Annotated in this window: 8 protein-coding genes and 1 pseudogene; all 9 read left to right on the top strand. The window is 53.6% G+C overall.

All coding sequences use genetic code 11. The features are described 5' to 3' along the window. Positions 1–904 (top strand): DUF3991 and toprim domain-containing protein (locus IHN22_RS11165; RefSeq protein ID WP_191435399.1); only part of this gene is annotated, 904 nt, incomplete at its 5' end. 176 nt (positions 905–1,080) lie between these two features. After that, positions 1,081–1,617: pseudogene (locus IHN22_RS12850) on the top strand (MT-A70 family methyltransferase); the annotation flags it as partial. 39 nt (positions 1,618–1,656) lie between these two features. Beyond that, on the top strand, positions 1,657–1,962 hold the full coding sequence (gene mobC / locus IHN22_RS12845) for a plasmid mobilization protein (RefSeq protein ID WP_365814151.1): 306 nt from the start codon (positions 1,657–1,659) through the stop codon (positions 1,960–1,962). Further along, a complete protein-coding gene (locus tag IHN22_RS11155) occupies positions 1,963–3,312 on the top strand; it encodes a relaxase/mobilization nuclease domain-containing protein (RefSeq protein WP_191435395.1) in 1,350 nt (449 codons plus the stop codon). Next, entirely contained in the window at positions 3,287–3,925 is a 639-nt protein-coding gene (locus tag IHN22_RS11150; protein ID WP_191435393.1) for a PcfB family protein, read from the top strand. The genes IHN22_RS11155 and IHN22_RS11150 overlap by 26 nt, the downstream gene beginning before the upstream one ends. Further along, positions 3,922–4,929, top strand: a complete 1,008-nt coding sequence (locus IHN22_RS11145; protein WP_191435392.1) for a hypothetical protein — start codon at positions 3,922–3,924, stop codon at positions 4,927–4,929. The genes IHN22_RS11150 and IHN22_RS11145 overlap by 4 nt, the downstream gene beginning before the upstream one ends. Before the next feature lies 1 nt (position 4,930). Next, entirely contained in the window at positions 4,931–5,758 is an 828-nt protein-coding gene (locus IHN22_RS11140) for a class D sortase (RefSeq protein WP_191435390.1), read from the top strand. A gap of 69 nt (positions 5,759–5,827) precedes the next feature. Then, positions 5,828–6,682: a hypothetical protein gene (locus IHN22_RS11135; protein ID WP_191435388.1), complete on the top strand. Its 855-nt coding sequence runs from the start codon at positions 5,828–5,830 to the stop codon at positions 6,680–6,682. A gap of 77 nt (positions 6,683–6,759) precedes the next feature. Further along, the coding region (locus tag IHN22_RS11130) for a SpaA isopeptide-forming pilin-related protein (RefSeq protein WP_191435387.1) at positions 6,760–10,406 on the top strand (3,647 nt) is incomplete at its 3' end.

Here is a 10,406-nt window from a genome sequence, read left to right as displayed (position 1 = left end):
CTTACAACACCATGATCCAGGAGAATTGGTTCATGTGAGCGGCGGAACCTACTGCACAAAAAGCCATGACTCGCTGAAAATCTCCAACGGAAAATGGTGCTGGTGGAGCCACAATATTGGAGGCTCTACCGCCCTGGATTATCTGGTAAAAGTGTGTGGCTACAAACTGCCGGAGGCGGTTGGAATGATCCTCGGTGAGCAGCCGCAGCTTTCTTCCCGGCCTGTATCAAAACCGCCTCCTAAACCTCGTCCTGACTTCCAGCTGCCGGAACGAAATCCCGATACCAAACGAGTGTTTGCCTATCTGTGCGCCAGGGGAATTGACGCTGAGATCATCAATCACTGTATAAAGTCGGGCCAACTCTATGAGGACGCCAAACGGCATAATTGCGTGTTTGTAGGCTTTGAAAATGGCACGGCAAAATATGCCTCCTTGCGTGGTACGTTGTCTCACTCAACCTTTGTTGGTGAGGTGGCCGGAAGCGATAAACGGTATTCATTTTGTATCCCGCTGCAAGCCAACAATCGGGAGAGCGTGTGTGTTTTTGAAAGCGCCATTGACGCTCTTTCCTATCTCAGCATCTTAAAACGAAAGGGGCAGAACTGGCGAAGCGCCAACTGTCTTTCTCTCTCAGGAATTTATCGCCCAAAAGCCGACGCAGAGCTGAAACTTCCGCTGGCTTTGGAAACCTATCTCCAGCACAATCCAGGCATTAAAAAAATCATTTTGTGCCTGGACAACGACGAGCGTGGCCGGGAAGCGGCGCAAGCCCTCCAACAATGTCTGCACGGGTATCAGGTGCTGGACAATCCTCCGCCCAAGGGAAAGGATTACAACGACTATTTGCAAATCCAGAAAGGAATTGCAGGACGGGTGAAAACCCGTGGCGGAGAGGAGCGGTAGTTTTTTTCGGGAAGGTGGATTGAGGAACAGGCGGCTTGCCGCCTGTTCCTGCAAGCATAGCATTTTGGTATCAAAATGCGCTTGTTAGGGGGCTTCCCCCTAATACCCCCGTTGAATACAGTGTTAATTCGCCACCACCTGTGAAGTAGAACTGAACCGATTGAACAAGGAGCATAATGGCAAAAAAATATTCTATTATCTATGCCGATCCACCATGGAATTACTCGCAAACAAGAGTGAACGGAGCAGCAGAAAAGCACTATTCTACTATGAGCTTAGAGGAACTCTGTGCGCTGCCCGTGGCCGAACTTTCCGCCTCGGACTGCGTTCTTTTCCTGTGGACGGCATTTCCCCAACTTCCCAATGCTTTGCAGTTGATTCAGGCATGGGGATTCTCTTACAAAAGTGTAGCATTTGTCTGGCTGAAGAAAAACCGCAAGGCAGATAGTTGGTTTTATGGAATGGGTTTTTGGACAAGGGGAAATGCGGAAGTTTGCCTCCTGGCCACCAAAGGACACCCAAAGCGGAAAGCGGCCAACATTCATCAATTCATTATTTCACCTGTTGAAGCTCACAGCAAAAAGCCTGATGAAGTCCGTGAAAAAATCGTTACTCTCATAGGTGATTTGCCCCGTATAGAGCTGTTTGCTCGTCAGACCACACTTGGCTGGGATGTTTGGGGAAATGAGGTGGAATCTACTCTCCTGAATTTTGGCCCTATTCACATATCAAAAGGAGAGGAAGGTTGTGATATGGCAAAACGAAATAAAGCGAAAGTCATTCGATTCACAGATGAAGAATGGGAACATTTGAATCAAGAAGCAATGAAGGCTGGAGTATCAAAAGAACGATTTGTTAGGGATGCTGTTGCAGGAATAGAGCTGACTTCTAAGCCACCGGAAGAACTGGCTGCATTGATCAAAGAGCTGAACGCCATTGGCAACAATATCAATCAGATTGCCAGAATTGCAAATAGCAAGCATGAGATTACCCAACAAGAACTTGCGGTGGTAGAGTGCTTGGTAAAGCAAATTTGGGAAAAGGTATTGGAGCTGTAAATGGCTATTACAAAAGTGATCGCAATTCGTTCCAGATTGGACAGTCGAGTGAACTATGTGACCAATAGCAAAAAAACAACGTTAGCAGCTGGCCTTACATATATTACAAATCCAGAGAAAACAGAGCAGTCTTTCTTTGTCACCGCAATTAACTGCGGTAGTCCAGAAACAGCATATCGGGAAATGCAGCAAGTCAAGCAGCGTTTTCACAATACAGGCGGAGTGCTTGGCTACCACTTTATTCAATCATTTGCCCCTGGAGAGGTTACGCCGGAGCAGGCTCATAGAATTGGTGTAGCGTTTGCAAAAGAAGTATTCGGAGACGCTTATCAAGTTGTAGTTGGCACACACTTGGATCGGGCGCATCTTCACTCGCATATCATCATCAATTCAGTTTCCTTTTTGGATGGAAAAAAATATCACTCCAGTCCTATTAGCTACTACAATACCATTCGTAAAACCTCAGATGAACTGTGCAAAGCGGAAAATCTCTCAGCCTTGTCTCCCGAAAGTAAGGGAAAGCACTATGCCGAGTGGAAGGCTCAGCAGGAGGGTAAGCCAACACTCTCTCAAATGCTCCGGGATGAGATCGATCTGGTGATCCGTGACTGCTTTACCTTTCCCGACTTTCTCAACCTGTTGGAGAAAAAGGGGTACGCCGTTTCCCGAAACCCTAACCGCAAATACCTGACGGTACGGCCACCCGGCGCAAAACGTAATTTTCGCCTGGATCGGCTGGGCGAAGGGTACACCGTGGAGGACATCAAGCGGCGCATCCAGGAGCAGCAGCGGGCTATTTTGGAAGGCCGTGTTGCGGCCTATCAACCGCTTCCGGTTCGGCGCTATCGTTTCTCCGGCTCCTGGAAAACTGTCCGCAAAAAGAAGATCACTGGCTTTTATGCGCTGTACCTCAGATACGTTTATCTGCTGCGCCGGTACAAAAGGCCGACCCGAAAAAGAATCTCTTATGAAATGCGTCGTGAGGTGCTCCGTCTGGAACGCTATCAGGCGCAATTTTTATATCTCCATGAGCATGGCATTTCCACCGTGGAGCAACTTATGGAGCGTCAGGCACAAATCGAGCAGGAGATCCAGCTGCGGACAGAACTCAGGCAACCGCTCTATGCAAAAAGGAGGTGTGAAACCGATGAGAAGATCAAAGAAGAACTCGCCCGTGAGATTGACCGCCAGACCGCCTCCTTACGGCAACTGCGGAAGGAGCGAACGCTCTGCAAACGAATCGAACAGCAGGTTCCCGGTATTCAGCAGAACTTACGGGAGTTCGAGGAAAACAAATCACAAAATCAGAAGGAGGCTGTAAGACATGAGTACCAGCGGAGAAACCGCTGATCTGATGGTACGGGAAGGAATTCAGATTACCGAGAGCGCCCTAAAGCTGGCAGGGCTGGGAGCCAAGAATCTGGCGGCGCTGCTGATTGCCCTTGCCAACGATAACCAGAAGGTTGCCGGTAAAACCACATTGAAGCGGCTGATCCAGGATCGTGAGGAGCTGACCATTTTCTCCATCAACGAGCAGGACTTGGCTGCGTTCAAGAAGGAAAGCACCCAGTACGGCGTCCTGTACTATCCGATCATCAACAAAGCGGAAAAGACCGGCACAGTGGAAATCATGGCAAAGGCCAAGGACGCACGGCAGATCAACCGTATCCTGGAACGCATGGGCATTGCCGTCCCCATTCGTCAGGAGGACGAGGCCGCAAAAAAAGAGCCGTCCCGTGTTCCATCCGGCGAAAGATCCAGGGAATACGGGACAGATACGAGAGCAGCTACCGAGACTACGACCAGTGACCCCAAACAGCGTCCCTCCGTGCGCAAAAAGCTGGAAGAACTGAAAGCGCAGCAGGCGCAGCGTGAAAAGGGACAGCCCCAGCGTGAAAAGGGCGCTCCCGTTTTTCACCATGCCAAGAACGGCAAAAAAACAAAAGGAGGACTGGAACGATGAAGCGTATCTTTTGTACCTTGTGTGCCATGACGCTGCTGCTCTGCGGCATCATGACCACTGCATTTGCGGCAGCGGCTCCCAGCGAAACGCCGCAGGGGGCGGAAAGCGATAGCACCGCCTCCCCTGCCACCGAGGGGGTGACCGACATGACGATTCCTACGCCTGATCCGGTACCGCTCTATCCTGCCGAAGTAAGGCAAAGTGAGGAAAATGGGATTACCCGCATTGAGAAGGTCTATTACCTCTCCTCCCAGGACGATCCTTCCGCTATTCCCACCGAGGACTTTGAGCGTGAGGGAAAGGTCTACACGCTGCTGGATGTTCTCAAGCAAGCACAGATCGAGAGCGATACCCAGGATTATGTGGAGGTTCTGACCCTGGATTCCGATACCCAGGACATGGAAAAGATTCTGGCCATGCTGGAGCCGGAGCTGGAGGTACAGACCGAGGACGGCTATCAGGGTGTTCTCTCCCTGGATCACACCACCATCACCGTAGAGGCCGCAGGCTACAAGAGCAGTAGCCGCACCGTGTCGGCTACCCGCACCTATCCCAACCTGTCCGGGGCAGATGTGTCCCTGATCCCCAAGAGCATTACAGATAGTGGCCGGACACTAACACTGGCCGATGTGCAGTGGCAGGAGGCTGCAACCACTCAGACCGACGGATATGATATGGCTCTGCGCTATACCGCCACCGCTACCTACACCGGCACAGCCACCAGCAAATACGCCACCGGCTATGTGGTTACGGCAAACTATGTGGGAGAGGTCACCAGGGTGAGCACCGATGTGATCACCTATACGGCGGTATTTTCCAGCGGCGACTCCGCATCTGCCGGCATGGATGCTGATGCCACTATTGACACCACGCAGTCCGCCCCGTTCTCCTTTGACTGGAAATGGCTGCTGCTCCCTTTGGGTGTGGGCGCTTTGGGCTGCGCCGGTTACTTTGGACAGAAAGGCTACAAACACTACATCAACAAGAAACGGGGGTACGAATGACATGAGGAAACTGCTTACCACGCTGCTTGCCGCCTGCTGCCTGACGGGAGCTACCATGCTGCCCGCCAGTGCGCTGGAGTATTCCTTCGATGCGCCGGACAACCCTCTGTTCGGCAGACCCACCTCGGATGACACCATCTATGTAACAACCAGCGCACCGGCCAACACCGACCGCAGTAAGAACGCCGCCCTGATCCCGCCCGCCTTCGGCTCACCCACCTCCTACGTCCTGGGCAGCGGTGAGCTGCTGACGCCCAATCTGATCCGGGACGGGCAGATCTACACCGGCCCCGGAAATAGCACCTCGGCGGGCACCGGGACGGTGACTGTCCCCGGAGCCACCGGGACTATCACCCTCCCGAATACCTCCACGGTGCCGACCTTGCCCAGCGTGGACACCAGCGGCAGTGTAACGGCCTATACGCCGGTGACGGATGCCCTCTATTACAGCGGCGGTTATATCGCCACCTTGTCCATCCCCTCCATCGGGCTGAAGGTCAATGTCAACGAGGGAACGAGCGCCACCGCCCTGGCTACGGGGGCGGGGCATTTTGAGAACACCAGCATCTGGAATGGCAATGTGGCAATCGCAGGCCATAACAGAGGTGTGAATAACCACTTCGGCAAAATCCATACGCTGTCTGGAGGTGATACGATTACCCTGACTACAAAGCTGGGTACCCGCACCTACGAGGTGTACTCGGTGCAGAAGATCCTCAGTACACAGGTGTCGGTGCTGGATGCCACCAATGACAACATCATCACCCTTGTCACCTGCGTCATGGATCAGCCTGCTTATCGTTGGTGTGTGCAGGCAAAGATGGTTTGATTTTTTGACAATCTTTTATATCCTTGCTATGATGTCAGCAGAAATCACTCAGACAAGGAGGCTTTGATGATGAAAAAGAATATCCCCATGTTTCTCGCAGGACTGTTCTGCGGAGCCGCCCTTTTTGGCGGCAGCGTAGCCTATGCTGCTGGCATCCTTGCAACGCCCACCACCGACATTGACCAGAGAATCACGTTAGACGGCCAGGAAATTGAGTTGATTGGCTATGTGATTAACGGCAACAACTACTTCCAGCTCCGGGATCTTGGCGACAAGTTGGGATTTGGTGTGAGCTGGGACAACGACACCCGCACCGTGGTGATTACCACAGAACCTACCGGACAGACTGAGAATCCAGCTAACGTGGCTACCACCGTAGACCCCTATCATGCGGCGGCGGCAACCGGCTCCAGATACCAGCCCAAAGTGGGCGATCAAATTCTCTGCGATGACGGTTCCACCTACACCATTACGGATGTGAGCCGCTGGGACAAGAATATGTTCCAGGATGGCCCTCTCCCTGAACTGCCCACCGCCACCTGCGATTGGAGCCTCATGCCCCAGGTAGAACTCCCCGCCCCGGAGGTTCGCCGGTACAGCAGCGCAGGGCAGGACTATCTCTTTGCCCGCAACATCTACGAATCCCGCCGGATGCTGTATACTTTGTTTAATGCCATAGGAGATAACCCCGAAACGTGGAAGGACGGGAAGCCGGTTCTCCACCCCAGCGGAAATGCGAAGGTGAAAATTTCCCTCACTATCCCTACGGAAATCACCCCGCAGACCTTCTGGCCCTGGAGATCTTCTGAGATCACCAATCTCTTTAACTCCTGTCCCCCCGGAACCTACTACATGGAAGCGTGGGATGTTTATAAAAACGGCGTTTTCCAGCGCACAGAATACAACATCAAACACGCAATTTAATAATTTCATATCCACTTGAAAAGGACGCCCAATGCGATTGCATCGGGCGTCTTTACTATTCAAAAGGAGGTCATACCATGACACGGAGACTGCTTGCACTTCTGTTGTGCATTGCTACCATTCTTAGCCTCTGTACCGGCTTTGCCTCTGCCGCCAACACCGTGGAGGACGCCCTGGGCGAGGTTGACATCTACAACGGCGGCTATGAGCTGGCTTATCTGTCCATCAACGGGCGGGTACAGTCCCAGAAGTATACCTACTACAATTACATCAACGCAGCCGGTCAGCAGAAGGAGATCCCGGCCTACTGCGTCAACCCGAACCTGTACGGAGTTCCGCAGACCGTGGGTGTTGGTGAAAGCATCTCTTATCTGGCCGAGGAAAAAACCAGCGATCCCAAGGTGATGGGTATTATTGCAAATGGCTATCCCACCCGTGGCCTTGCGGAGTTGGGCCTGGAGAACAAGTACCAGGCGTACTACGCCACAAAAATGGCGCTTTGGTGCTACCTGATCTCCGGTTGGAATATCAACAATCTGAAAATTAACCCCTCCCTGTCCGGGGACGAGCTGACCCGGGCACAGAAGATCCTTGCGGCAACAAAGGATATTTACGCCAGAGGTACCAGTTGGACTGAAACCCTTTCCCCCAGTGTCACCTGTACCCCAGATCGTGATACCGCATACGCCATCACCGTAGACGGCAAGCAGTACAAGCAGCAGGTATTTACCTTCTGGAGCAAGACTTGGATTTGCGATTATACAGTCAATGTGGGTTTCACCGACCCCGCCTCTGTTCCCGAAGGAACCCGGATCGTTGACCTTAACAACCAGGATATTACCACCATTACAACCGAAGGGACTGGCGACGGATACGCCGGTCAGTTCAAGGTGCTCTACCCGGCAGACAGCATCCAGGGTGAGACTGGCAGTGTCCAGCTTTCCTTCAGCACGAATGTCTATAAGTACGCCGTGTTCTATGCTGTATGCCAGGAAAAGGACACCTATGGCAACTTACAGAACTATGTGGTAGACACCGACCCCACAGTTACCATGAACCTGTCCGCATACAGCAATTACGCTGATAACCCGGAGGATGAACCCGATGGGACTGCCCTGCGTATTCTGAAATACGAAACCGGGACGGAGCTGCCCCTGGCCGGCGCTCGGTTTGAGGTTATCGGCCCCGACGGTGACAGCATTGGCAGCTTTGTCACCGACGGCAACGGCGAGATCTTCATCCCCTTGCTGAAAACCGGCAATTACACCGTTATTGAACGTGAGGCTCCCCAGCACTACTTAATCAGCAAGGAGCCTACGCAGAATGTCACGGTGGTATACGATGAGATTGCGGAAGTCACCTATTTCAATGATCCCTACGGCAGTCTGCGCATCGAAAAGAAGTCCAACACGGGTATGAACCTGCCCGGTGCCGTGATCACCATTGAGCATATCGAAAGTGGACAGACCTACACCGCCACCACTAACTCCGCAGGCTGCGCCATTTTCACCGAGATCAAGCCCGGAGCCTACCGTGTTCAGGAAACAACGGCCCCGGTTGGCTGGAAACTGGACGATACCATCTACACCACGACGGTAGTCGCCGGTGAAACTACCACGCTGCCCATCATCAACGAGGAACTTCCCGGCCTGCGCATCATCAAGTACGACCGCAAAAACTATCTGGCCATGTCCGGCGTGACCTTTGAGGTTTTCCGTGATGAAGTGAGCCTGGGCACCTTCCGCACGGACGCATTTGGCGAGATTCTTCTGACCGACCTGGAACCCGGAACCTACCGGGCCGTTGAGGTGGATACCGGCGATGATGGCTATATCCTGGACACCACCCCCCAGTCGGTGGAACTGAAGGCCGGTGACGGCATTAAAGAGCTGACCTTCTTTAATGATATGAAACCCGGCATGAGGCTCATTAAGGTGGATTCTGCCGATCCGTCCAAGGTGATCCCCAATGCGGTCTTTGAGATCAAGTCGGTGGCGGGTGACTATGGCCCGGAGGAGTTTACCACCGATGAAAACGGCGAGATCGACCTGTCCCACCTGCCCGCTGGAGCCTATGTGGTAACGGAGAAGTCCTGCCCCGGCTACATCATCGACGAAGCCCAGCGCATTATCCAGCTTGATCCCAACGAGGACGCCCAGTTCGTCTTTACCAACTCCATCAAGCCGTCCTTCCAGCTGATTAAGCTCAGCGCCGACGGCTCCCGGCTGGCTGGCGTCACCTTCCGCATTGCCAAAATCGAAGATGGAAGCCACTACCTTGACCGTACCACCAATTCCCAGGGCGAGATCCTGATTGCGGATCTGGAGCCGGGTGTCTACTCCGTCAAGGAAACCGCTACGGTGGCCGACCACATTTTAGACCCCACCGAATACCACGTTGAGCTGTTTCCTGGCCAGACCTCTACAATCACCATTCAGAACGACAAGCGGCCTGACCTGACTATCCGCAAGACTGATAAGGACACCGGCGAACCCATCTCCGGCGTCACCTTCACGCTGAACTATGCGGACGGCCCCACCATTACCACCGAACCCACCGGCGAGGACGGCACCGTGACCATCGAGAACCTGCTGCCCAGCGTTTATACCGTCACCGAGCAGAGTGTGCCGGAGGGCTATATCCTGGACACCACCCCCCAGCAGGTGACACTGGAGCCGAACCGGGACGCCACGGTGCAGTTCCAGAACTACAAGCGGCCCACACTGACCATCCACAAGGTGGACATCAACGGCAACGCCCTGACGGGGGCTATCTTTGAAGTCAAGACCAAGGCGGGCGTGAAGATCGGAGACTTCCCCGTAGGCCCGGACGGTTCTATTACCGTTGAGAATATCCATCTGGATGAGGGTTACTACGTCGTCACCGAAATCCAGGCCCCGGACGGCTACATTCTGGACTCCACCCCTCACGAGGTTTATCTGCGGCCCGGTAAAACCACCGAGATCTCCATTGAGAACGAGAAGAAACCGGGCCTGACCATCAAGAAGATTGATTCCGTCACTGGCAATCCTCTGAAGGGGGCAAAGTTTGAGCTTTGGGTAGCCAAGGACAACACCGAGAACGGCACCTATCAGAAACTGGAGCAGAACTTCTACTATACCGATGAAAACGGCGAAATCTACCTGGATAAGCTGGACACCGGCTGGTACAAGGTGGTGGAGGTTGATCCGCCCATCGGCTATACCCTCCGTGACCCCTCCGAGCAGACCATTTACGTGGACAACGACAAGGCTGTGGAGCTGATTTTTGAGAACACGCCCCTCAGTGCCCTGGTGGTCTGGAAGTTCGATTCCGTCACCGGCGAGGCCCTGGAGGGCGCTGTGTTCCAGGTGCGCTACCTGGGCGGCACCTCCGGCACCGGCGGCACCGTGATCGGCACCTATAAGACCAGCGCCAACGGCAGCTTTACCGTCACCGGCCTGGAGGCGGGCACTTATGTCGTGGAGGAGCTGGCCAGTCCCAATGGCCATGTCATCGACACCGCACCCCAGACCGTGTTTATCTCCGGCAAGGAGCAGGATGTGGTACAGCTGTACTTCGGCAACTCTCCCAAGGGAAGCCTGCTGATTAAGAAGATCGACAGTGAAACCCATGAGCCGCTCAGCGATGTGGAGTTCATGATCACTACTGCCGACGGAACTGTGGTAGGCGACGCCAACGGCAAATTTGTCACCGATAGCGCCGGTACGATTTTGGTTGAGGG

Origin of the sequence: Flavonifractor sp. An112 (assembly GCF_904377885.1) — a bacterium.
Taxonomy (GTDB): Bacteria; Bacillota; Clostridia; order Oscillospirales; family Oscillospiraceae; genus Flavonifractor; species Flavonifractor avicola.
Note: the sequence above shows the minus strand (reverse complement) of the source record. Positions and strands in the feature narration are given on the sequence as shown.

Excerpts from the sequence above, each read along its gene's own strand:
- mobC (WP_365814151.1), top strand. The coding sequence starts at position 1,657 with ATGGCAAAACGAAATAAAGCGAAAGTCATTCGATTCACAGATGAAGAA.
- IHN22_RS11155 (WP_191435395.1), top strand. The coding sequence starts at position 1,963 with ATGGCTATTACAAAAGTGATCGCAATTCGTTCCAGATTGGACAGTCGA.
- IHN22_RS11150 (WP_191435393.1), top strand. The coding sequence starts at position 3,287 with ATGAGTACCAGCGGAGAAACCGCTGATCTGATGGTACGGGAAGGAATT.
- IHN22_RS11145 (WP_191435392.1), top strand. The coding sequence starts at position 3,922 with ATGAAGCGTATCTTTTGTACCTTGTGTGCCATGACGCTGCTGCTCTGC.
- IHN22_RS11140 (WP_191435390.1), top strand. The coding sequence starts at position 4,931 with ATGAGGAAACTGCTTACCACGCTGCTTGCCGCCTGCTGCCTGACGGGA.
- IHN22_RS11135 (WP_191435388.1), top strand. The coding sequence starts at position 5,828 with ATGAAAAAGAATATCCCCATGTTTCTCGCAGGACTGTTCTGCGGAGCC.